This window comes from Micromonospora sp. NPDC005710 (assembly GCF_040630995.1).
Taxonomy (GTDB): Bacteria; Actinomycetota; Actinomycetes; order Mycobacteriales; family Micromonosporaceae; genus Micromonospora.
This window is the reverse complement of the sequence record NZ_JBEXYP010000007.1, coordinates 37,398-59,460: the sequence shown is the minus strand read 5'-3', so window position 1 is coordinate 59,460 and position 22,063 is coordinate 37,398. Positions and strand designations below refer to the sequence as shown.

Here is a 22,063-nt window from a genome sequence, read left to right as displayed (position 1 = left end):
ACTTGATGCGCGAGTCTGATGACTGTCAGCATCGAAGCGTTGCCGCAGCGTGAGTTACGCGCGCGGCAAGATCCGGGCCCCGGTGTCATTAGAGAGCGAGCGCGCATGGTTTCCGAAGTCGTGTCGATCGTGTTCGGCGGCCTGGTCCCCGGGTTTCTGTGCGGGCTTCTCGCCTTCCGGGTCAAGTCGCGATGGTGCCCGCGCTGCGGAGAATCCACCGACGCCCTTCAACCGTCACCGGAGCGGGACTGATGACCAGTCCTGGCCGCCGCGACGAGGACGAGCCGCCGATCGGGCGGCGGATGGCGGAGCTGCGCGTACGTCGGGGCATGAGTCAGCAGGTCTTCGCCGATCGAATCCGCAAGTCGAAGAGCTGGGTGGACAAGGTCGAGCGAGGAGTGCGTACCCTCGACCGGCTCTCGGTGATCGAGACGGTCGCCGCAGCCCTCGGCGTCGCCCCCGACGTTCTACTCGCGGGCAAGGCCCCGCGCCAGCAACTCCCCAACACCGGCGATGACGTGGAACGACTCCGCGCGACGCTGGCCCGGTACGACCTACCCGTCGGGGACAACCCAGCGCCGTCGTTGGCCCAACTCGACGCTCAAGCGGGGTACGCGTGGACGGCGTACCGCCACGGTCACCACCCTCAGGTGCTGCGGCTACTGCCTAATCTGCTCGACGACAGTCGGAAGCAGCCGGGAGACGCCGCGGATCTGCTGGTACGGGTGTACCGGCTCGCCGCCCAGGTGCTGGTCAAGCTTGGCGAGGCGGATCTCGCCTGGCTGGCCGCCGACCGGGCGATGGCTGCCGCCTCCGGTGACCCCTGGCGTACCGGCCTCGCGACAATCTCTCTCGCTCAGGCGCTGCGAGCCCTGGGTCGGGGCCGGTTGGCGATGACGGCCGCTATCGCTGCCCTACGACAATTGGATGTGGAACCGTCCCACGTCCGCCGGCCGGGCGTAACCGGGACCCTGTTAATCGAGGGGGCGCTTGCTGCCGCCATCAGCGGGGACGCCAGCGCGGCAGGCGAACTCACCGCGCGCGCCGGCCGCCTCGCTGACGGCCAGCCCCAGCACGACTGCGACGGCATCGGGTTCGGCCCCACACCTCTCGACCTCGCCCGCGCACTGATCGCGATGTGGTCGGGCAACCACCAACTGGCAGTCACCATCCACCAGCGAGCCACCAGCGGTAACGCCTGGCATCTCCTCCCCGCCGAACACCGGGCTGCCCACCTGATCGACATCACCCATGCCTATCTGGACCTCGGCGACACGCGCGCCGCCGGCCGAACGCTGGTCGCCGCCGGCCGGATCGCCACTTGGGAGACACGAATTCGCCCCGTGGCCCGTGCAGCGCTGACCGCCGTGTTCCGCGCAGGACCCGACGCGGCCGACGTGTCCCGCCTGGCTACCACCATCGGATTGACGCCGTAGGCCAAATCCCCTTGTTGCGAAGCGAAAGAGGCCGGCATGCGCAAGCACGCCGGCCTCTTCCTGCGCACGCCGAAGCCGGGCTGTCGGCATGCAGAGGCGTCTACCGGATCACCATCATGATGGCCTGATTGACCAATTCCCATCGGCTGTCACCTGTACCAGAGCTGGCGTCTCCAGTGGTCGGGTGCCCGAGTACCCGCCGATTTCGTTCACCAGTAGGCCGCCTTCCCCTGTCTCCAAGCTGTAGGCGTGAATAACGAAGTTTCCTTGACCCTTAGAGTGGGTGATCTTCGCTGCGTCGGCTTCTCCACCCAACATAATCACGTCGTCGCCCCGCCCCGACGCCTTCCCGCTGGTGGCCTGCGTCGCCAGTTGGTCAACAGAGCCGATCGTCAACGTCCACTTGTCGTTCGTCTCCACCTCGAACTGGGTAGTAAGCGAATCTTCCTCAAGGTTGATCCACCGCTTGCCTGTGTACGCGCCGATCTCATTCACGAGCAGCCCATCCGGCCCGTCCGACTTGACGACGGTGTTGCCGGTGCATCGAGGACAGGAGAATTTGGCGATCGCAAGGTCGGTGAGATTGCCGACTTTGATTACGTCGTCACCACGGCCGGTATAGACCTTCGGCTTTGGCGCCGGCGGGGGTTTGGGTGCAGCACTGGTGGGCGGCGGCGCCGAACTGCTCGTGGGGGCGGCGGCCGGGGCGGCAAGGGCCGAGCTGGTGGCGCTGGGCCGGGGCGTAGCGCTAGCGCTGCTATCGGCGGCTTTCTTATTGCCGCCGGAGGTCAGCGCACCGACGATACCGATGCCACAGCAAAGGACGAGGACGGCGGCGACTCCGCTGAGGATCCACAGCAGCGGCTTTCTCTTCCGCGGCGCGGCGATGGGCGGGCCAAGCGTTGACCCCACCTGGGGCGGCTGTACCGGCTCGGAATGCTGCTGTGGGGTGACGTGGTCGGGTCCGAATTGCTGCGGGTAGCTCAACGTTTACTCCTTGCTCATTAGGGCTTCGTCGATGGTGATCGCCGGGACGTCGCTGGTCAGCGTGATGTCGAGTTGGTGACAAGCGTTCTGGCTGCTCGGGGATAATGCGATGTCACGGGGGTCGACCTTGTCTGACCGGACGGCTCGATGGCCGCAGCGGCGGGGTATAAGGCAGCCCCAAACGGCCGTTCGTAAGCGTTCGAGCAGTGACTTCGCATCAACCGAGCGGTACGCCTCAGTTACCGTGAAGCCGACCGGGCAGTTCGCCTCCAGGTCTATCGGTCAATGCGTGAACGCTCGCGGCGCTTGTAGAGTCGCCTTGACCGTCGCCGGCGTACGGTCTCTACTAATCACCGTGGAGGATCCAGCCCAAGTGCCTACGCCGAGGGAGAACCCCGCGCAGGAGTCCGGTCCTGGGCTCTCGGCAAATGACTACCTCACCGACCAACTCACCCAGCACCAATCCTGGTACGACAAAAAAGCGGTGAAGGCAAAGGCGACCCACCTTCGCACCCACACGGCTGCTGTCGTCGGCGGATGCCTAATCCCGGTCCTCGTCAGCCTCGATTTCCCCTACGTTCGGGCGGTGACGACCGTCGTGAGTCTGATCGTGGCCGGGGCGGTGTCGCTGGAGAGCGTGTTCCGCTATCGGGAGCATTGGAAGAACTACCGGTCGACAGAGCAAACCTTGGGGCACGAGAGGATCCATGTCCTCACACGGACCGGGGTGTACACCGACCTGGATGACGCCACAGCGTTCGCAGCCCTGGTCGAGCGGGTGGAGGCGACGATCGCCAACGAGAATGCGGCAACTTTGAGCGTCATGACCCAGGTTGGCTGCCGGAAGTACCGCCATGCGAACCACACCGCCACCATCCCTGGTGATCCGCCGATCCTGACTCTTCCCAGGGCGCGGCATCTGGCGACCTCGACCCCGAGCAGCCAAGGCCGCTGACGCATGCGGCCAAGCAGGCTAAACTAATCCCTTAGCTAAGCGAGGAGGTCGCGTCATGTCGGCTGAGGCCGTGCACTACAACATGCATGATGCCAAGACCCATCTGTCGCGCATCATTGAACGGGTGGAACACGGCGAGGAGATCATCATCGACCGGGCGGGCACCCCGGTGGCGAAGGTCGTACCGCTGGTCCGGCGGGCCAACCGCACCGCAGTCGGCTCCCTCGCCGGACAACTGAACCTCTCCGGTGACTGGGACTCCGCACAGACCAACGCCGAGATCGCCGACGACTTCGGCATCGGCGCATGAACCTGCTGCTGGATACTCACGTCGCGCTCTGGGCCATCACTGGCGACCCGACTCTCGGTGCCGAGCTGCTCGACCGACTGCGCCACGAGCCGGACATCTTTCTCTCCCCGGTCACCCTTTGGGAGATCACCATCAAACAGAGCACCGGAAAACTCACCGGCCCCCCTGACCTCGCAGAGCGGGTAAGGGACATGGGCTTTCGAGAACTCCCGGTGACCTACGCCCACGCCATAGCCGCCCGCCGCCTGCCATCGCATCACCGCGATCCCTTCGACCGCATGCTGGTGGCACAGGCAATCACCGAAGGTCTGACCCTCGCCTCCCGCGACGCGTCGATAGCGTTGTACGACGTGGACGTCCTCAAAGTCTGACGGACAACTCGGTCCACGCCTGATACCCGCGAGAGGCCCAGGCCCAACTCGCCCACTGGCCGCCGAGCGGCGTCGGTCGCTTAGCTCCGGCGCTCGCCGTGCCTGCAGGTTCGCGGGTCTCCGACCCCTCCGGTTGGGTATCCGTTTCAGTGGGCCGGAGGTACCACCATGCGAACCACACCGCCACGATCGCCGGTGACCCACTACCACTGAGTTTGCCCAGCTCACAAGGTTCGGGCGGTGCTCGCTGACCTCGGCTCGCCGACGGCGCGGTTGGCCGGAACGACCATTCTCGCCGTGCGTGATGTCATCTGAGGCTTGCGGGGTCAGGCAATCTGCCGGAGGTCGCTGCCGTAGTCGAAGATGATCCGCATCCGGGCGCCCAGTGCTCGTGCGTATCGGCTGAGGGTCGCCACCTCATTGGCGTCCAGATCACCGTTCTCGATCTGACTTACCCGGCCGGGCGTCACCCCCATCAACTCAGCGACCTGCCGCTGGGTGAGACCTAGACGTTTGCGCTCCTCGGCGAGGTGGAACGCGCTGACCCAGGCCTCGGTACGGGCGCGTTCCGCGTCGAGCGCGTCGTCGTCCCCATCGTGCAGCTCGGCGCGGATATCGTCCCAGTCATGGAAGTCGCTCATCAGCTCTCCCTCCGTTTCCTCTCGAAGGCAAGCCAACCTTCATAGGCGACCTCGGCGATCGGGATCGCGTTCTCGTACCACCGCGTCCAGTCGCCGGCCTTGTTGCCAGCGACCAACAGCACCGCTTGCGACCAAGGGTCAAAGACGAACAGCACCCGGATTGCGACGTCGCGGCCAGATCTCGGCCGCAGTTCCTTGAGGTTGCTGAGGCTCGAACCCCGCAGAGTGTCGACCAGCGGCCGTCCCAGACCCGGACCAGTCTCAGCGAGCATGTCGATCGCCGCGTTTACGGAACGGTACGCCGCAGGGTCGGTGTGACGCAGCGCCCGTAACCAGTCACGGACATCGCCGGTCGTCCTGATCGCCCAGCGGTGGGCTGGCCCCTTGGTCACGGAAGAACTATAGCTCAACCTATACATCACCGAACCCGCTCATCACCGATGCAGCGGACCGGGCGAGACTCGTACTTACCAGGCTGGTGGGCCGGAGGTACCACCATGGGAACCAAGCGACAACCATCGTCGGCGACCCGTTGCCGCTGCGGGTACGCAGGTCAGGAGCGCGGCTCATCGGCCCTGCGCAGGATCAGGCGATCTGACGGAGATCGGTCCCGTAGTCGAAGATGATCCGCATCCGGCGCCAAGCGCTCGTGCGTACCGGCTCAGGGTCGCGACCTCGTTGGCCTCCAGGTCGCCGTTCTCGGTCTGACTGCCGGCCGGGGCGTGACCCCCATCAACTCGGCAACCTCCCGCTGGGTGAGCCCGAGACGCTTACGCTCCTCGGCCAGGTGGAACGCGCTGACCCACGCCTCGGTGCGGGCGCGCTCCACCTCGAGCGCGTCGTCCCCGTCATGCAACTCGGCACGGATGTCGTCCCAGTCATGGAAATCGCTCATCAGCCCTCCCTCCGCTTCCTCTCAAAGGCGAGCCAGCCCTCGTACGCGACCTCGGCGACCGGGATCGCTTCCTCATACCATCGAGACCAGTCGCCAGCCTTATGGCCGGCCACCAACAGCACCGCCTGCGACCAGGGATCAAAGACGAACAGAACCCGGATGGCGCCGGCAATCGGCCGGACAAACCTGAAGCCCAGTCGGAAAGGAGACACATTTATCATCGCTGCTCTTACTATCCGTAGCGTTGCGGATGCATCTCTGGTGTGGCTCAGCGGGAGGTACGGGTGTTCGAGGTCGTCGTCGAGGTCAGCTTCACGTCGCTGCCGGAGGATGATGATTTCGCCCTCGACCTGGTGACTAACGAGCTCGCCGAAGACCTGAGTGACCTTGGCGAGGTACGTCGGCTCGATCTCGATGCGGAGCCTGGCAGCAAGGGCGTCGGTGAGGTGGTGCTAGGGACGCTCGCGGTAGTTGTCGCCGCTGATCCCGGTTACGCGCAGGCTCTCGTCGACTTGGTCCTGGGCTTCCTCGGCCGTAATCGAGGTCGCAAGGCGCATCTGAAGGTCGGCGACATCGAGCTCACGATCGATCAGCCGACTAAGGCGCAGGTTTCTGAGATGATCGACGTCGTCCGGAACGCAATCGAGCGCGCGTACTGATGGGTCGGCACGCGTTGGTGCTGGGCACCGCAACGTATCGCGCCGACCCGAAGCTCGCGGCGTTGCCCGGCGTCCGCCGGGATGTCGGAGAGTTGAGAACGGTGTTGGACACCGAGGGCGGCTTCGACAGCGTCGAACACCATCTTGATTTGCCAGCCGCGCACATGATGCAGGTCGTCGAAGAGTTCTACGGCGCCCGGCGAACCGGTGACCTTGCTGTCTTCTACTACTCCGGCCACGGCATCCTGTACGACGATCGAGAGTCGCTGTTCTTCGGGACCATCGACACCGACACGGCCCTACTGCACACCACCGCGTTCGATGTCGAGGGAAAACTGCGCCATCTACTCAACCACACCAAGGCCAGCCAGAAGTTAGTCGTTCTGGACTGCTGCTTCTCGGGCTCTTTCACCACGCGCCACCGGCTCGGCAACGGCGTACGGCAAGAGCCCCGCCGGCTCAAGCGCGAGCGCGGCACGTTCATGCTCCAGTCGAGCGACCATCTGAAGGCGTCCAAGGCTCAGGGCCCGGATCGGCCGTCGGTGTTCACCGAGGTGCTGCTCGCCGGGCTACGCGGGGCGGCCCAGCCGACCGCCGAGGACGGCTGGATCACCGCGAGTGACCTTTCCCGATACGCCATGACCGAGATGGCACGCCGCCGCCAAGAGAAGCCGGTCGAGTCGAGCGTGGGTGTCACCGACCCCATCCCGCTGGTGGCTGGGCCGGGCGAGCACGTGCATCGGCCCCCGAGCGCCCGGACCGAGGAGCCGGACGACGCACCGTTCGACACCGACCGGTGGCGGCGGTTGCTCACCTACTACGTCGGCTGCCTACAACGTTCGGCCGTTCTGCAGTTCTTCGTGGATCCAGGGAATCGCGACACCTACCTCGCCGCACCCGAGGGCCAGGAAGTCATCTTCTCGGCAACCGAGGCGATCCCGCTGAAGGGGAGTGGGCGGCAGCTTGCAAAGCTCGCCGAGGACAGCGGACGCTCCCTTCGGTACGGCTACCCGGTCGTCGCCTTGCAGCAGAAGGGCAGGCAGCAGGTACGTCTGGCGCCGCTGCTCGTCGCCGACTTGACCGTCGGAGACGACGGGGCGGCGCACCCGGCACCACCGCAGCCGAGCCCCGCTCTGATCGACCACTTCCAGCTGGCGGCGGTAGAGGCGGACGAACTGCGCCAGGCTGTGGCCGAACTGATCGGGCCCGGCGACCGCGGATCCCTGGCCAAGGCCGTCAACCTGGTGGCGAACATGTTCGGCGTGAAGCCGGTGTCCCCGCTCGACCCGGAGAACCTGGTCGGACGGGTCAACGCAGGGCCGATCAACCGGGCGCAGAACGCTGGGATGCTGTTCGCCGCCGGCAGCACGGAGTCCCCGGAGCAGCAGCTGATCGAGGACCTGCGGGAGATCGCCAAGAACGCGGGAAAGATCGCATCGACCGCACTTGGTGCCCTGTCGAGCGGGGCTGACGATAAGGACAAGCCGGACAACGCCCCCCTGACGGTGGCGCTGAGCCCGGTCAACGAGACACAGGAGGAGATCATCCGAGCGGCGATGAGCCGCCCTCTGACCGTCGCACAGGGGCCGCCCGGCACCGGCAAGAGCCAACTTGTCACCGCGTTGCTGGCTACCGCGACGGCGGCCGGGCAGAGCGTGCTTATCGGCTCCACCAACAATCGCGCGGTCAATGAGGTCGTCGAGCGGGTCACCGGCATGATCGGCCCCGGACTGGTGCTACGCACCGGGAACAAGGATTATCGGCAGCGGGAACCGCAATACCTCACCGAGGTGCTGCAGACGTCGCCACCGCCGATACCGGATGCTCGCGGTCCGTGGAACGAGTTGCGGCTCGCGGCGCAGGAGATCAGCCGATTACGCGACAATCTCGACCAACACCGTCTCCTCGAACGCGATCTCGCCGACCTCGCCCTGGAGCGGGACCTCGCGCTGGCCGACACCGACGATGCCTCCTTGGCCCGGCTGGTCGACCTCACCGATCGGGCGTTGCGGAGCTGGTGGTTCGGGTGGTGGTCCCGCTGGCGGCTGCGGTCCCGAGGGGTGTCCGACCGTGCGTCGATCGCCATTCTCAATGAGCAGGCAGTAATTGAGCAGTGCTGGCGCGAGCGACGGCAACAACTCGCGTCCCTGCCCCGCACCGCCGAACAATCCTGGAAGCGGCTACAAACTCTGCAACGGGAAACCCGACCCGAGCACAGCGATCAGCTGCTACGTGCCCAGATTGCCGCCCGGGTCACCGCCGGCACGACCGTGCTGCGGAACCGGGCCGACGAGATGGCGAAGCCGGACGGAAGAAGCTGGTCTTACATGCCGGAGATCCTCGCCGTGCTTCCCGGCTGGGCGACCACCGCGATGTCGGCTCGCCGGCTGCGGCCCAACGCCGGGCTGTTCGACCTGGTCGTCATCGACGAAGCCGCCCAATGCACACCGGCGGCCATCGTCCCCATGCTCTACCGAGCCAAACGCGCCCTGATCATCGGCGACCCACGGCAACTCGCCCCCGTGGTGGAACTCTCCGACGCCGACGACCAGGGCGAGCAGGCGCGCAACGGGCTTGGGCACGAGTGGCTCACGAATCGCCGGCTGACCCACCGCGGCCATTCGGCGTACGAGGCGTTCGCCACTGCGGCCGGCAGCACGATCCTGCTCGACGAGCACTACCGCTGCCACCCGGAGATCATCGACGTACCGAACCAGGTCGTCTACCAGAATCGGCTGGTCGTACTCACCGACCCGGCCCGGCTGACCGCATCGGCCAAACCCGCCACCCGCTGGGTGGACGTGCCGGGCCGCTTCAGCCGCGGCACCACCGGGTCCGGTAGCAACTTCGACGAAGTGCAGGCAGTGGTGAGCGAGGTGCAGCGGCTGCGGAAGGAGTACCCGGACGCCTCCATCGGTGTCGTGACACCACTCGCCGAGCAGCAGCGAACCCTGGACCGAGCCCTCACGGAGGCTGGCCTCGGCGACAACTTGCTTTGCGCGACCATTCACAAGTTTCAGGGCAGCGAAAGAGACATCATGGTCATCTCACCGGTCGGTGCGCAGGGCATCAGCGAGCAAACCCGGGGCTGGCTCGTTAGCCAGACCAACCTGTGGAACGTCGCGATCACCCGGGCTAAGTCCCAGCTCTCCATCGTGGGCGACAGATCGTGGTGGTCCGCGCAATGCGGGCTGCTCGCCGCACTCGCCACACCGTCAGCGCCAGCGCCAGCGGCCGACAACGCCGACGTTGACCCGCGCCCGGTCGACAAGCTGATCCCGGGACTGCGCGACGCCGGGCTGACCGTGTGCTGGGGCACACCACTCCCGGGGTATCCGGTCGACCTCACGCTCAGCCTCGGCGACAAGACCCTGGCGGTACTCGTAGACGATCCCGAAGGCGATCCGGACGGGCGACCTCTTCGTGGAGTCTTGGGTAGGCTTGACATCATCGCCGCAGTCACGGAAGTGCGGCGAGTGCCGGCTTGGCGCTGCCTCGCCGAGCCGGGCCAGGTCGTTACCGAACTGTGCGAGGCGCTCAACCTCAGGTCTGTGGAGTGACCGGACGTTGGTTTGGGTGAACCGTTCGACAGGCTCACGAGGGCGACTGGGGCGTCAAATTCGCGGCGGGCGAGCTGCCCGCCGCACGGCCGGACCGGACCTCTAGGCGCGACCACCAGACCGTGGGGTCTGAGGGGCCCGCAGCTTCCCGTAAAGCTGCTTCGTGTAGGGCTCCCCAGTAGCGTGCCCTGTTCCGCCAGCAGATCAACGTAGAACGCCGCCCTGGCGAACAGCAGGTTCGGGCAAGCCCTCCAGCCACTTCTCGACCTCCGGCTCCAGCTCGACCACGCCCCAAGCCATAGCAACAATGCTATATTCTACCGGCGATTACAGGCTGGGAAATCACGCCAGCAGACGGCACCGACCTCTGGACGCGAGTCGGGACCGAACAGGTACAGCCAGCCAGGACATCGGCCGTGGCCTGCGCCTCGGCAACCCTGGGCCCCTCGGTTTGGGTATCCGTTTCGGTGGGGCGGGCGGGGCTCGAACCCGCGACCGAGGGATTATGAGTCCCCTGCTCTAACCGGCTGAGCTACCGCCCCTCACACCGCGCCGGATCTTATCCCGCTCGGCGGCCACCAGCCAGCATCGAGCCGGCCGGCGCCCACGTCTGCACCAGCACGATGGGCTACAGGAATATAACAGCGTGCTCGGGTACGGCGATCAGCCGGCGCGCAGCTCGTCCAGCACGGCTCCGGCCGCGCGCCAGCCGCTGGTGAGGGCGCCCTGGATCGATGGGCTGTCCCGGTGGTCACCGGCGACGAACAGTCCCTCCCCCAACGCCACCGGCTTGCGCAGTCGCCCCTGTGGCGGCGGTGCGGCGGGTAGCGCCGCGGGGACGGCGACTGTGGTGAGGTGGGCCCAGTCGGCTGTGGAGCGGCCGTACAGACGGGTCAACTCGGCGCGGATGGTCGGCTCGGGTGGGGCCGTCGGGCCGACCACCGAGGTGGCGATCAGGTGCCGTCCGGCCGGCGCGTAGCTCGGGGCGGCGTTGCTGAGCACCACTGTGTTCGCCACGATCTCCCGTCGGTCGCCGTCGACGAGCAGGATTGGTTCGGTGAGCGGCGGCTCGGGGGCGCTGTGGTAGTAGGTGGTGTAGCTGTGCATACGTACCGTCGCCAGGGCTGGCAGCAGCGCGGACGCGGCGGGTGGGTCGACGGCGACGACGACGGCCCGGCAGCGGATGTCGCCGGCCTGGGTGCGGACCCGACCCGGGGTGACCTCCGCGACCGGAGTGTCCAGGTCGAGCAGGTCGGCGGGCAGCGGTGCGGCGATGGTCCGGGGCAGCGCTGCCATTCCTTCGGCGGGCAGGCCGATGCGGCCGCGGGCGAAGGAGCGCAGCACCATCGCGAACACGTGGCTGGAGGTGGAGAGTTCCCGGTCGACGAACACCCCGGACAGGAACGGTCGCAGCAGCTCCTCGATGATCGCGTCGGAGAGACCGGCGCGGCGCAGCGCGGTCTCGGTGCTGGTCTCCGGTGCGGCGAGCAGCCGGGACGCGGGGAGGGTCGCACAGCCGGTGGCGAGTGCGGCGAAGCGCAACCGGTCGAGCAGCGAGCCGACCCCGGCGAGCGCGGTGCCGGGCCCGCCGGTCGGTTCGCGCAGTGGGTTGACCAGCCGCAGCAGGTTGTCGCCCTTGCGGACCAGCACACCCGAGGTGAAGTAGCCGAGGTGGAGCTGGTCGATGTCGAGCAGCGTGCCGAGCCGCGGGTAGGCGGTGTTGAGCACCTGGAAGCCCCGGTCGACGAGGTGACCGTCGACCACGTCGGTGGCGACCCGGCCGCCGAGCCGACCTTCGGCCTCCACCAGCCGCCAGGGCACGCCGGCGCGGTGCAGCCGGCGGGCGGCGGCGAGGCCGGCCAGGCCGCCGCCGACGATGACCACATCGGTTTCAGCCAGCACCGCGCGCCTCCCGCTCACCGTTCGCCCGGGACAACCGGCCCGGCCACCAGATCTTCGGCCCGATGTCGTACGCGAGTGCGGGCACCAGCAGCGACCGGACGATGATGGTGTCGATCAGTACCCCGATTGCGACAGCCGTACCCAACTCGACGAGTATCACCAGGGGCAGGACGGCGAGGGCGGAGAAGGTGGCGGCGAGCACGATGCCGGCTGAGGTGATCACCCCGCCGGTGACGGCGAGGCCGGCGAGCACCCCGGCGCGGGTGCCGCGCTTGACCGACTCTTCGCGGACCCGGCTGGTCAGGAAGATGTTGTAGTCGATCCCGAGCGCGACCAGGAACACGAACGCGAACAGCGGGAACGACGAGTCCACGCCGGGGAAGTCGAAGACGTGGCGGAACAGCAGCGCGCACAGGCCGAGGGTGGCCGCGAAGCTGAGCAGCACGGTGGCGATCAGCAGCACCGGGGCGAGCAGCGCGCGCAGCAGCAGGGCCAGGATGACAGCGATGACCACGAGCACCACCGGGATGATGACGTTCTGGTCGCGCCTCGCGGCGTCCGAGGTGTCCACGTTGATCGCGGTGAAGCCGCCGACCACCGCGTCCGCGCCGGGCACCTGGTGTACGGCCACCCGCAGCTCGCGGATGGTCCGCTCGGCTCCGTCGCTGTCGGGCGGGTCGGTCAGCGTCGCCTCCAGTTGCACCCGCCCGTCGACGACCTTCGGAGCGGCGTTCTCCTCGGGTGGGCCGGTCTGCGGGCCGGCCGAAAGGGGGCGGACGTCGGCGACGCCGGGCACGTCAGTCGCCACCTGGGCGACCTGTCTGGCGGTCTGTTCGGTGGTGAAGATGGTGGCCGGGCTGCCGGTGCCGGCCGGGTAGTGCCGGGAGATCACCTCCTGGCCGTCGACCGAGTCGGTGCGCTGGGTGAACAGGTCGGACTGGCCGAGGGTGGTGGCACCGAGTTGGGTGAGGCCGAGGGTCAGCAGGGCCAGCACGACGGCGGTGGTCAGCCAGATCGGGCGGGCGTGCCGGGCCACGAAGCCGGCGATGCGGCTCCAGATGCCGTGTTCGGCCCGCGGGTCGGCCTGGTCGGCTCGGGGTCGTCGGGGCCAGAACGCCCAGCGCCCGCCGAGCACCAGCAGCGCGGGTAGGAAGGTGAGCATCACCAGCAGCGTGGCGGCGATGCCGATGGCGGCGACCGGGCCGAGCGCCCGGTTGGAATTGAGACTGGACAGCAGCAGGCAGAGCAGGCTGACGATGACAGTGCCGCCGGAGGCGATGATGGCTGGCGCCGCGCCTCTCCAGGCGGTCTTCATGGCGTCCCAGGGCCGGTCGTGCCGGTGTAGTTCCTCCCGGTAGCGGGCGATCAGCAGCAGCGCGTAGTCAGTGCCGGCGCCGAAGACCAGCACGGTGAGGATGCCCTGGGCCTGCCCGTTGAGCTTGACCACGTCCGCGTCGGCGAGCAGGTAGACGAAGACCGAGGCGAGGGCGTACGACATCCCGGCGGCGAGCAGCGGAAAGATCCAGAGGACGGGGCTGCGGTAGACGACGAGCAGGATGACGAGCACCACGACCAGGGTGACGAGCAGCAGTGGCCCGTCGATGGCGGAGAACACCTTGATCAGGTCGGCGAGCAGGCCGGCTGGCCCGGAGACGTCCACGGTGAGGCCGTCCCGGTCGCCGCCGCTGATGTCGCGGAGTTGGTCGACGATCGCGCCGACCTCCTCGCCCTCGGCGTCGTCCACCGGTACGACGACCTGGAGGGCCTGGCCGTCGTCGCTCGGGATGGGCGGTGGCAGCGGAGTGACCACTCCCGGGATCTGGGCGAACCGGGCGGCGTCGGCGCTCACCCGCTGCCGGTCCGCGTCGGTGATCCCGGTGGGCCGCTCGTAGACGACGAGCGCCGGGATGGTCTGCCTGTCGACGAACGCGCCGGCGAGGTCCTGGGCGCGGGTCGCCTCGGCGTCGGTGGGCAGGAAGGCGGCGTTGTCGTTGGTGGCGACCTCACTGAGGCGCCCCGCGTACGGGCCGGCCACGCCGCCGATCACCAACCAGGCCAGCACGACCGCCACCGCGATCAGGGTGGCCCTGCCGCCTCGTCCGGACATCCGCCCTCACACCCCAAGGATCGACGCGTCAGTCGGCGGGGCGCAGAGCCTCGGCCGACATCGACCATCCTGCCGGGCAGGCAGGGCGAGGGTGGGTGAAACCGGGTCACGCACACGAAAACGCCCGCCGGCATCAGGCCGACGGGCGTTGGGTGGAGAAGCTCCCCCGATTGGACTCGAACCAATAACCTGCCGGTTAACAGCCGGCTGCTCTGCCAATTGAGCTACAGGGGATCGTGCACCGCTTGGAACCGGATCTCACCGACGCCCTGCGACGGGACAAGAGTACAGGACTTTCCCCGGTGGCGGTCCAGTGGGTTCCACCCCGGCGCTGGCTGATCAAGAGGCGCAGCTCAGGGTCCGCGACGCATTGACAAACGGGGTAAATCGTCATCCCGGCACAAGCATGCTTGAGCGGAGAGCAGGATGGGTAGTTAGCTGCGGACAGAGGACGCAGGCGCGAACAGGTCGCCTTCCGACGGGGCAACTCGCCGGGGCGACGGCGCGTCAGGTACGGAAGGAGCCGCCATGCGCGGAAAGATCATGTTTCTTGGCGGGCTGGCTGCGGGATTCGTCCTGGGCGCCCGTGCCGGCCGGGAAAAGTACGAGGAGCTCGTTGTTCGGGGCCGCAAGGTGCTCGACCACCCGACCGTGCAGGAGGCGGCCGGGGTCGCGCAGGCCCAGGCCAACAAGCTCTACAGCGAGGGCAAGGACAAGCTCGGCCAGACCAAACTGGGCGAGAAGCTCGGCAACGGCAGCACCAGCACGCAGGAGCTGACCGCCGCCGACGACGCGTTCGCCGGCACGCCCGCAACCATGGGCACCAAGGTGGGCACCAGCACGGTCGGCACGACCTCCGGGTCGCCGTCGTCCACCAACCCCCGCACCAAGCCGTCCGGCTCGGGCACGAACGCCAGCACGCTCTGACCCATCGCACGTCGACGGGCCGGTCGCCGCAGGGCGACCGGCCCGTGGTCTGTCCGACGTACGGTCAGTCCTTGCTGCTGAACGCCGCGTCGAAGGCCGCGCTCGGGGCATCGAAGGCGAGCCGGCGGACGAACTGCAACGCCTCCGGGGCACCGACCAGCCGGTCCATGCCGGCGTCTTCCCACTCGACCGAGATCGGGCCGTCGTAGCCGATCGCGTTCAACGCGCGGAAGCAGTCCTCCCAGGGCACGTCGCCGTGGCCGGTGGAGACGAAGTCCCACCCGCGCCGCAGGTCCGCCCAGGGCAGGTGCGAGGCGAGCCGGCCACGCCGGCCGTCGCCGGTGCGCACCTTCGCGTCCTTGCAGTCCACGTGGTAGATCCGGTCGGCGAAGTCGAAGATGAAGTTCACCGGGTCCAGCTCCTGCCAGACGAAGTGCGACGGGTCCCAGTTCAGCCCGAACGCGGGCCGGTTGCCGATCGCCTCAAGCGTCCGCTTCGTCGTCCAGTAGTCGTACGCGATCTCACTCGGGTGCACCTCGTGCGCGAACCGCACCCCCACCTCGTCGAACACGTCGAGGATCGGGTTCCACCGGTCGGCGAAGTCCTGGTAGCCGCGCTCGATCATCGCCGGCGGCACCGGCGGGAACATCGCGAGGGTGTGCCAGATCGACGAACCGGTGAAGCCGACGACCGTCTTCACCCCGAGCTTCGCCGCCGCCCGCGCGGTGTCCTTGATCTCCTCGGCGGCCCGCTGGCGGACCCCCTCGGGCTCCCCGTCGCCCCAGATGCGGCCGGGCAGGATGTCCTGGTGCCGCTCGTCGATCGGGTGGTCGCAGACCGCCTGACCAACGAGGTGGTTGGAGATCGTGAAGACCTGAAGGTTGTGCTTCGCGAGGGTTTCCTTCTTGCGCTCGATGTACGAGTCGTCGGCGAGCGCCTTGTCGACCTCGAAGTGGTCGCCCCAGCAGGCGATCTCCAGACCGTCGTAGCCCCACTCGGAGGCGAGCCGGCAGACCTCCTCGAACGGAAGGTCGGCCCACTGGCCCGTGAAGAGCGTGATGGGTCGCGCCATTGTCCTTCTCCCCTGTTGTGATGGGGATTCCTTGTGCGGACCGGGGCGAGGGATGACCGGACGTACGCGGCGCTCGGACGGTCACCGGTGGGTGCGGAACACCTGAACCCGGCGGGTTGCGCCTCCCACCGGGTCACCGGCCACCAGCACGGTCGCCGTCCCCCACCCTATTTCCGCAGCACCCCATCGGGGAAGCCCTCAGGTCGGCCGAACGTCAGACCATTTCCTCCGGCGCCGGCAGGACAGCCCGTACGGTGAAGCCGCCACCGGCACGCGGGCCGGCCGAGAACGTGCCGCCGAGGCGCTCTGCTCGTCTGCGTACCCCGAGCAGACCCCGACCGGCGGCCTGGGTGCCGCCGCTCGCCGGAGCCTGACCGGCGCCCTCGTCGCGGACCTCGATGGTGATGCCGGCGTCGTCGTAGCGCAGCCGAACCCCGACTGGCGCGCCCGGCGCGTGCCGGCACGCGTTGGTCAGCGCCTCCTCGATGATCCGGTACGCCACCACGTCGACCGGGCCGGGTAGCGGCCGGGGTTGACCGGCCATGGTCCACCGCACCGGTTGACCGGCGGCGAAGCCCTCCACCAACGCGTCGAGACGGTTCAGGCTCGGCGCCGGCTGGGACGGGTCGTCGGGCTCGTCGGCCCGACCCCACACACCGAGCAGTTGATGGCCTCGCGCCAGCACTGTCCCGCGCCACTGCGCGAACAACCCCATGCAGGTCAAGGTACGGCAGCAAGCTGTGCGCCACCCTCCCGCGCCCCACCCCGCTTATGCCGCCGAGCCCACCCCGCCTTGCGCCCACCCAACCCCACTCCGCGCCCCGCCCTACCCCGCGCCCCGCCCTACCCCGCCGATCTTGCACTTACTGCTGACGAAAGGTCGGCTTCACGGCATTTGCCACAACAGGAAGTGCAAGATCGACGGGAGCGGGGGTGGGGGCGGGGGCGGGGCGGGGGCGGGGGTGGGGGCGGGGGTGGGAGCCGGGCGAGGCGGGAGTAGGAGCATGAGGTGCGAGCGTTGTACCTGGGCCATTGGTGGCTTCCAGGTACAACGCTCGCGGGGGTCACCGTGCCGGGTCTGGCCTGGAGGGGCCGACGACGTTCGTCGTGGCCCCTCCGGGGTCAGTCGGTCAGGGCAGGGTCCACTTCTGGTTGGCGGCACCGCTGACGCAGCTCCAGAGGTGCACGACGGTGCTGTCGGCGGAGTTGTTGCCGGAGACGTCCAGGCACTTGCCCGACGACGGGTTGCGCAGGGTGCCGTCGGACTGGGCGGCCCAGTTCTGCGCGCCGCTGCCGTTGCAGGTCCAGAGCTGGATCTTGGTGCCGTCGGCGGTGCCGCTGCCGGAGACGTCGAGGCACTTGCCGAGCGACTTGATCGTCGAGTTCGGCGTCACGGTCCAGGTCTGGGCCGCGCTGCCGTTGCAGGTGTAGAGCTGGATCTGCGTGCCGTCGGCGGTGGCGCCGTTGCGCACGTCCAGACACTTGCCGGCCAGACCCTTGATCGGGCCCACCCCGGTGCCGCCGCTGCTGCCCTTGACCAGTGTGAAGTCGTCCAGGTCGAAGAGGCCGGTGCCACTACCGGTGAAGGTGAGGTAGAGGTTCTGCGTGCCGGACGGGACGTTCGACAACGCGGTGGTGACGTTGGCGTAGGTGCTCCAACTGCCGGTGTTCGGCACCGCTACCGAGCCGAGCACCGGACCGGTGGCCGAGCCGGTGCGCACCTGGATGGTGCCACCCGCGCCGCCGGAGACGACCCGGGCGGTGAACGAGGTGACGCTGGTCAGGTCGACCCCGTTGTACGCGGCCCAGTCACCGGGCTCGATGTAGCCGAGGGTCTGCCCACCGTTGGCGCCCGCCTTGGTGAACGCGGAGACGCCGTTGGCCGAGCTGAACGCCTCGGCCTGGACCGTGGTGTTTCCGGTCGGCGGCGGGGTGCCGCCCAACTCCTTGATCCGGATGTTGCGGAAGTAGGCGTCGTCACCGGTGCCGTGGTTCTGGATGCCGATGTGACCGGCCAGCGAACGGACCGGGTTGGTGTTGGTGAAGTCGTTGATCTTCACACCGTTGAGGAAGATCTGCAGCCGCTCACCCTCGACCAGCAGTTCGTACGTGTTCCACTCCCCCGGCGCGTTCAACGCCGCGTCGCGGGCGGCGATGTCGGCGGACTTGAACGTGTAGACCGCCCCGGTGGTGCGGTCGGTCGCGTCGGTCGCGTCGATCTGGATCTCGTAGCCGTTGTCCACCGCCGACCACGGATCGCTCGACGGCGGGAACCCGATGAAGATGCCGGAGTTGTCGTCACCGGCCAGCTTCCAGTCCAGCTTCAGCGAGTAGTTGGTGAACTGCTTCGCGTTGTACCAGTACAGACCCATGCCGCCGACGGTGGTCAGGGTGGCGTCGGAGTTGGTGACGCTACCCGGGCCGGCCTGTGACCATCCGGTCGTCGAGCCGTTGAACAGCGGGGTGTAGCCGGTCTCGGGCCGGCAGTCGGCCTTGCTCCGGCCGGAGGCGTACCGGATGCCGCCGAGCAGGTGGTTCCGGAAACCCGACTCCGCGTACGACGCCTGGGTGTGCCCCGCGCCGGTGTAGAAGGACCGGCCGCCGCTGTAGCTCTTGCACCAGCTCAGCGGGTGGTCGGCGCCCATTCCGCCGCCGGAGTACGACGACTCGTCGAGGGTGGCCAGCACGTGGGCGCTCGACCGGGCGTTGGTGCGGTAGTTGTACCACTCGTCGGTGCGCGTCCAGGTCTGCGGCAGGTGCCCGGTGGCCGCGTGGCCGCGGTCCTCGACCTTCATGTTGGCCTGCTGGATCGCGGGGTGCGAGGCGAACCACGCGCCCACGAGGTTGCCGTAGAAGGGCCAGTCGTACTCGGTGTCGGCCGCTGCGTGGACACCCACGTACCCGCGGCCGGAGCCGATGTACGACTCGAAGGCGGTCTGCTGGCTGGCGTTGAGCACGTCGCCTGTGGTGTTCAGGAAGACGACCGCCTCGTACTGGTTGAGGTTGCTCGTGGTGAACGCGGCGGCGTCCTCGGTCGCGGTGACCGTGAAGTTGTTCGCCGCTCCGAGGTCGCGGATGGTCTGGATGCCGACCGGGATCGCGTCGTGCCGGAAACCGGCGGTCTTGGAGAAGACCAGCACGTCGTACGGGGCGTCGGCGGCGCTGGCCGGGCTGGCGGGGGTGGTGCAGGCGATGACGGCGAGTGCGGCCATTGCCGCACCGAGGACGGGTCGCAGGCGTCTGCGCATATCGCTCTCCCAACTGCGGTTAGGAGGGGCCCCTCGCCTCACACTAGGCGTTGACGAGGGGCCCCCACCTGTCAGGTCAGGGCAGGATCCACTTTTGGTTGGCGGCACCGCTGACGCAGGTCCAGAGGTGGACCACAGTGCTGTCGGCGGAGCTGTTGCCGGAGACGTCGAGGCACTTGCCGGACGCCGCGCCACGCAGCGTGCCGTCGGCCTGGGCCACCCAGTTCTGCGCGGCGGTCCCGTTGCAGGTGTACAGCTGGATCTTGGTGCCGTCGGCGGTGCCGGCACCCGAGACGTCCAGGCACTTGCCCAACGACTTGATCGTCGAGTTCGGCGTCACGGCCCAGGTCTGCGCCGCGCTGCCGTTGCAGGTGTAGATCTGGATCTGCGTGCCGTCGGCAGTGGCACCGTTGCGCACGTCCAGGCACTTGCCGCCGAGGCCCTTGATCGGCCCGCCCCCGCCGGTCGGGGGCGTCCCGGTGACGAAGGTGAAGGCGTCCAGGTCGTAGAGCGCTCCGGTGCCCGACCCGGCGAAGGTCAGGTAGAGCGTGGTGGTGCCGGTCGGCGGGTTGGTGATCGTGCCGGTGACGGTGGTGAACGTTTCCCAGCCGCCGGTGACCGGGACGGTGGCCGTGCCGAGCACCGTGCCGGTGGCCGAGCCGGCCCGGACCTGGAGGGTGCCGCCGGCACCCGCCGAGGAGACCCGGGCGTTGAACGAGGTCACGTTGCCCAGCCGGTACGGCTGGAACGCGATCCAGTCGCCGTTGTTGATGTCGCCGACGGTCTTGCCGCCCTCGGCCGGGGTCTTGCTGAACACGTTGATCCCGGACGAGGTGCCGTAGAACTCGGCCTGGCGGTGCCGCGGCGGCAGCGTGTGCTGCGTGTGCGTGGTCAGGCCACCGGCGTCGGTGTACTCGGCGTCGAAGATCGCGAAGATGTTCGCCGCGTCGTCGTGCTCACCGTCGACCGGGATGGTGATGGAGCCGGAGCAGCCGTTCTGCGAGGTGATCTGGTGCCCGTGCTGGTCGTGGCCGAGCACGTAGGTCATCTTGACCTTCGTGCAGTCGATGGTGCCGTCCTCCGGGTCGGTCACGGTGATGCTGAACGGCACCGTGTCGCCGAAGCTGAACAGCTGACCGTTGCCGGGGTTGTTGATCGTCACCGTCGGGGCGGTGTTGCCGACGTTGATCTGCACGCTGCTGCTGCCGGTGGCACCCTGCGGGTCCCGAACCGTGAGCGTGGCGGTGTAGGTGCCGTTGGTGCTGTAGGTCTTCGTCGGGTTGGCGGCGGTCGACGTGGTCCCGTCACCGAAGGCCCACGCGTAGGTCAACGTGCCGCCCTCGGGGTCGGACGAACCGGCCGAGGAGAAGGTCACCGCGAGCGGGGCCGCACCGGAGGTGCGGTTGGCGCTGGCTTTCGCGGTGGGCGCCCGGTTGCCGCTGCCGACGTAGTCGAAGCGGTAGAGCGCCGAGTTGGCGTCACCGTTGAAGTAGCCGGTGCCGTAGTCGAGCACGTAGTACGCGCCGTCCGGGCCGAACGCCGAGTCCATCACCTGCTTGCCGACCCAGGGGAAGGTGTCGATGGTGCCCCGGGAGCCGTCGGAGTTGACGTGGATCGGCTTGATCCAGCCCCGGCCGAACTCGGTGGCGAAGAACTGCCCGTCGAAGGACTGCGGGAACTTGGTGGTGGACGTCGACGAGGCGTTGTACCGGTAGACCGGGCCACCCATCGGCGACTCGGAGCCGCCACCGAACTCGGTCGGGGTGCCGGCGTCGCCGGCGTACCGGATCCAGGCCGGCTGGGCCGGCGGCAGGGTGGTCAGGCCGGTGTTGCGGAACGAGTTGTTCGTCGGCCCGCCGGTGCAGTTGTACTTCGATCCGCTGGCGTTGCTGGCGAAGTCCCACTCGTTGTACGTCTCGGTACTGGTGTTCGTGCCGGTGCAGTACGGCCACCCGTAGTTGCCAGGTGCGGCGACCCGGTTGAACTCGACCTGGCCGGACGGCCCGCGGGTGGAGCTGGTGGAGCCGGCGTCCGGCCCGTAGTCACCGACGTAGACGACACCGGTGGCCTTGTCCACGCTGATCCGGAACGGGTTCCGGAAGCCCATCGCGTAGATCTCCGGGCGCGTCCGGGCCGTGCCGGGCGCGAACAGGTTGCCCGACGGGATGGAGTACGTGCCGTTCGAGTTCACCTTGATCCGCAGGATCTTGCCGCGCAGGTCGTTGGTGTTGCCGGCGCTGCGCTGGGCGTCGTACGCCGGGTTGCGGTTGGTCCGCTCGTCGAGCGGCGAGTAGCCGGCGGACTCGAACGGGTTGGTGTCGTCGCCGGTGGACAGGTAGAGGTTGCCGGCGGCGTCGAAGTCGATGTCCCCACCGACGTGGCAGCAGATGCCCCGGCTGGCGGGGACGTCGAGCACGTCGACCTTGCTGGACTGGTTGAGTGTGAAGTCGGAGTTGAGGGTGAACCGGGAGAGCCGGTTGACACCGTCGAACGCCGAGAAGTCGGTGCCGGTGGCCGGCGCGTCGCCGGCGGGGGTGGAGAGCGGCGGGGCGTAGTAGAGGTACACCTGCCTGTTGCTGGCGAAGCCCGGGTCGACCCCGACGCCCTGCAACCCCTCCTCGTCGTGGTTGTAGACAGACAGGGTGCCGATCACCGACGTGGTGCCGTTGGCATCGGTGCGGCGCAGGGTGCCGTTGCGGGCGGTGTGCAGGACCGACCGGTCCGGGAGCACCGCCAGCGACATCGGCTCACCCATGTCGGTCACGCCACGGGCGAGCTCGACCTGCTGGAAGTCGCTGGCGACGATCGTGTGTGCCTGCGCGGGGGCCGAGCCGACGAGTGCGACAGTGCCGGCGGCGACCGCCAGCAGCAGCGCCGACCCGGCGGAGGACCACCTTCGGGATCGACGCGTGGGAGCGTCCTTCATGGACATTATGTGCTGCCCCTTCCTGACGAGTGACTGCCAGGCCGGGCGCGCGCCGTCGCGCCGGATG

18 protein-coding genes and 2 tRNA genes are annotated in these 22,063 nt (G+C 68.2%); 7 read left to right on the top strand and 13 right to left on the bottom strand.

The genetic code is table 11. The features are described from left to right. Nucleotides 1-251 precede the first annotated feature (251 nt). Nucleotides 252-1,436 (top strand): helix-turn-helix domain-containing protein, encoded by a 1,185-nt coding sequence (locus ABZ406_RS11685; protein ID WP_357759157.1) that lies wholly within the window; start codon nt 252-254, stop codon nt 1,434-1,436. A gap of 114 nt (nt 1,437-1,550) precedes the next feature. Here the strand turns inward: ABZ406_RS11685 and ABZ406_RS11680 are convergent, their stop codons facing one another. Next, nucleotides 1,551-2,423 (bottom strand): hypothetical protein, encoded by an 873-nt coding sequence (locus ABZ406_RS11680; protein WP_357759154.1) that lies wholly within the window; start codon nt 2,421-2,423, stop codon nt 1,551-1,553. Nucleotides 2,424-2,778: 355 nt separating this feature from the next. On the opposite strand from ABZ406_RS11680, the gene ABZ406_RS11675 reads away from it, so the two are divergent. The 3 genes from ABZ406_RS11675 to ABZ406_RS11665 are packed head-to-tail and all read left to right on the top strand — an operon-like array spanning nt 2,779 to nt 4,059. Beyond that, complete coding sequence (locus ABZ406_RS11675) at nt 2,779-3,378, top strand: DUF4231 domain-containing protein (protein ID WP_357759151.1); 600 nt, start codon at nt 2,779-2,781, stop codon at nt 3,376-3,378. A gap of 55 nt (nt 3,379-3,433) precedes the next feature. After that, entirely contained in the window at nt 3,434-3,688 is a 255-nt protein-coding gene (locus ABZ406_RS11670) for a type II toxin-antitoxin system prevent-host-death family antitoxin (protein WP_357759148.1), read from the top strand. After that, the gene (locus ABZ406_RS11665) at nt 3,685-4,059 is read left to right on the top strand and encodes a type II toxin-antitoxin system VapC family toxin (RefSeq protein ID WP_357759145.1); all 375 of its coding nucleotides are present in this window, start codon (nt 3,685-3,687) and stop codon (nt 4,057-4,059) included. Before ABZ406_RS11670 ends, ABZ406_RS11665 begins: the two co-directional genes overlap by 4 nt. Before the next feature lie 326 nt (nt 4,060-4,385). Here the strand turns inward: ABZ406_RS11665 and ABZ406_RS11660 are convergent, their stop codons facing one another. From ABZ406_RS11660 to ABZ406_RS11645, 4 genes are all read right to left on the bottom strand, one after another. Then, nucleotides 4,386-4,700 (bottom strand): helix-turn-helix transcriptional regulator, encoded by a 315-nt coding sequence (locus ABZ406_RS11660; protein ID WP_282312898.1) that lies wholly within the window; start codon nt 4,698-4,700, stop codon nt 4,386-4,388. Then, a complete protein-coding gene (locus ABZ406_RS11655; RefSeq protein WP_357759142.1) occupies nt 4,700-5,092 on the bottom strand; it encodes a type II toxin-antitoxin system RelE/ParE family toxin in 393 nt (130 codons plus the stop codon). The genes ABZ406_RS11660 and ABZ406_RS11655 overlap by 1 nt, the downstream gene beginning before the upstream one ends. Nucleotides 5,093-5,361: 269 nt before the next feature. Further along, complete coding sequence (locus ABZ406_RS11650; protein WP_357759139.1) at nt 5,362-5,595, bottom strand: helix-turn-helix domain-containing protein; 234 nt, start codon at nt 5,593-5,595, stop codon at nt 5,362-5,364. After that, nucleotides 5,595-5,816, bottom strand: a complete 222-nt coding sequence (locus tag ABZ406_RS11645; protein WP_357759136.1) for a type II toxin-antitoxin system RelE/ParE family toxin — start codon at nt 5,814-5,816, stop codon at nt 5,595-5,597. Before ABZ406_RS11645 ends, ABZ406_RS11650 begins: the two co-directional genes overlap by 1 nt. 63 nt (nt 5,817-5,879) lie before the next feature. On the opposite strand from ABZ406_RS11645, the gene ABZ406_RS11640 reads away from it, so the two are divergent. Next, entirely contained in the window at nt 5,880-6,254 is a 375-nt protein-coding gene (locus ABZ406_RS11640) for a hypothetical protein (protein WP_357759133.1), read from the top strand. Further along, nucleotides 6,254-9,814 (top strand): AAA domain-containing protein, encoded by a 3,561-nt coding sequence (locus tag ABZ406_RS11635; RefSeq protein ID WP_357759130.1) that lies wholly within the window; start codon nt 6,254-6,256, stop codon nt 9,812-9,814. The genes ABZ406_RS11640 and ABZ406_RS11635 overlap by 1 nt, the downstream gene beginning before the upstream one ends. Nucleotides 9,815-10,282: 468 nt before the next feature. On the opposite strand, the gene ABZ406_RS11630 is transcribed toward ABZ406_RS11635, so the two are convergent. The 4 genes from ABZ406_RS11630 to ABZ406_RS11615 form a co-directional block, all read right to left on the bottom strand. Next, a tRNA-Ile gene (locus ABZ406_RS11630) sits at nt 10,283-10,356 on the bottom strand. 121 nt (nt 10,357-10,477) lie between these two features. Continuing rightward, nucleotides 10,478-11,716, bottom strand: coding sequence for an FAD-dependent oxidoreductase (locus tag ABZ406_RS11625; protein WP_357759127.1), 1,239 nt, complete (start codon nt 11,714-11,716; stop codon nt 10,478-10,480). Further along, entirely contained in the window at nt 11,706-13,823 is a 2,118-nt protein-coding gene (locus ABZ406_RS11620) for an MMPL family transporter (RefSeq protein ID WP_357759123.1), read from the bottom strand. Before ABZ406_RS11620 ends, ABZ406_RS11625 begins: the two co-directional genes overlap by 11 nt. 161 nt (nt 13,824-13,984) lie before the next feature. Next, a tRNA-Asn gene (locus tag ABZ406_RS11615) sits at nt 13,985-14,057 on the bottom strand. A 294-nt stretch (nt 14,058-14,351) separates the two neighbouring features. Here ABZ406_RS11615 and ABZ406_RS11610 point away from each other — a divergent pair. Further along, on the top strand, nt 14,352-14,750 hold the full coding sequence (locus ABZ406_RS11610; RefSeq protein WP_357759119.1) for a hypothetical protein: 399 nt from the start codon (nt 14,352-14,354) through the stop codon (nt 14,748-14,750). A gap of 64 nt (nt 14,751-14,814) precedes the next feature. On the opposite strand, the gene ABZ406_RS11605 is transcribed toward ABZ406_RS11610, so the two are convergent. The 4 genes from ABZ406_RS11605 to ABZ406_RS11590 all read right to left on the bottom strand — a co-directional run bounded on the left by ABZ406_RS11605 (nt 14,815) and on the right by ABZ406_RS11590 (nt 22,002). After that, a complete protein-coding gene (locus ABZ406_RS11605; protein ID WP_357358434.1) occupies nt 14,815-15,822 on the bottom strand; it encodes a sugar phosphate isomerase/epimerase family protein in 1,008 nt (335 codons plus the stop codon). Nucleotides 15,823-16,036: 214 nt separating this feature from the next. After that, complete coding sequence (locus ABZ406_RS11600) at nt 16,037-16,537, bottom strand: ATP-binding protein (RefSeq protein WP_357759115.1); 501 nt, start codon at nt 16,535-16,537, stop codon at nt 16,037-16,039. A gap of 415 nt (nt 16,538-16,952) precedes the next feature. Beyond that, nucleotides 16,953-19,070, bottom strand: a complete 2,118-nt coding sequence (locus tag ABZ406_RS11595) for a ThuA domain-containing protein (RefSeq protein WP_357759112.1) — start codon at nt 19,068-19,070, stop codon at nt 16,953-16,955. A 76-nt stretch (nt 19,071-19,146) separates the two neighbouring features. Then, nucleotides 19,147-22,002, bottom strand: a complete 2,856-nt coding sequence (locus ABZ406_RS11590) for a PQQ-dependent sugar dehydrogenase (protein ID WP_357759109.1) — start codon at nt 22,000-22,002, stop codon at nt 19,147-19,149. Nucleotides 22,003-22,063 lie beyond the last annotated feature (61 nt).

What these genes read in the sequence shown, in the direction of transcription:
- ABZ406_RS11620 (WP_357759123.1), bottom strand. Translation starts at nt 13,823, where the DNA reads ATGTCCGGACGAGGCGGCAGGGCCACCCTGATCGCGGTGGCGGTCGTG.
- ABZ406_RS11670 (WP_357759148.1), top strand. Translation starts at nt 3,434, where the DNA reads ATGTCGGCTGAGGCCGTGCACTACAACATGCATGATGCCAAGACCCAT.
- ABZ406_RS11685 (WP_357759157.1), top strand. Translation starts at nt 252, where the DNA reads ATGACCAGTCCTGGCCGCCGCGACGAGGACGAGCCGCCGATCGGGCGG.
- ABZ406_RS11605 (WP_357358434.1), bottom strand. Translation starts at nt 15,822, where the DNA reads ATGGCGCGACCCATCACGCTCTTCACGGGCCAGTGGGCCGACCTTCCG.
- ABZ406_RS11600 (WP_357759115.1), bottom strand. Translation starts at nt 16,537, where the DNA reads ATGGGGTTGTTCGCGCAGTGGCGCGGGACAGTGCTGGCGCGAGGCCAT.
- ABZ406_RS11660 (WP_282312898.1), bottom strand. Translation starts at nt 4,700, where the DNA reads ATGAGCGACTTCCATGACTGGGACGATATCCGCGCCGAGCTGCACGAT.
- ABZ406_RS11590 (WP_357759109.1), bottom strand. Translation starts at nt 22,002, where the DNA reads ATGTCCATGAAGGACGCTCCCACGCGTCGATCCCGAAGGTGGTCCTCC.
- ABZ406_RS11665 (WP_357759145.1), top strand. Translation starts at nt 3,685, where the DNA reads ATGAACCTGCTGCTGGATACTCACGTCGCGCTCTGGGCCATCACTGGC.
- ABZ406_RS11635 (WP_357759130.1), top strand. Translation starts at nt 6,254, where the DNA reads ATGGGTCGGCACGCGTTGGTGCTGGGCACCGCAACGTATCGCGCCGAC.
- ABZ406_RS11650 (WP_357759139.1), bottom strand. Translation starts at nt 5,595, where the DNA reads ATGAGCGATTTCCATGACTGGGACGACATCCGTGCCGAGTTGCATGAC.
- ABZ406_RS11645 (WP_357759136.1), bottom strand. Translation starts at nt 5,816, where the DNA reads ATGATAAATGTGTCTCCTTTCCGACTGGGCTTCAGGTTTGTCCGGCCG.
- ABZ406_RS11595 (WP_357759112.1), bottom strand. Translation starts at nt 19,070, where the DNA reads ATGCGCAGACGCCTGCGACCCGTCCTCGGTGCGGCAATGGCCGCACTC.
- ABZ406_RS11610 (WP_357759119.1), top strand. Translation starts at nt 14,352, where the DNA reads ATGCGCGGAAAGATCATGTTTCTTGGCGGGCTGGCTGCGGGATTCGTC.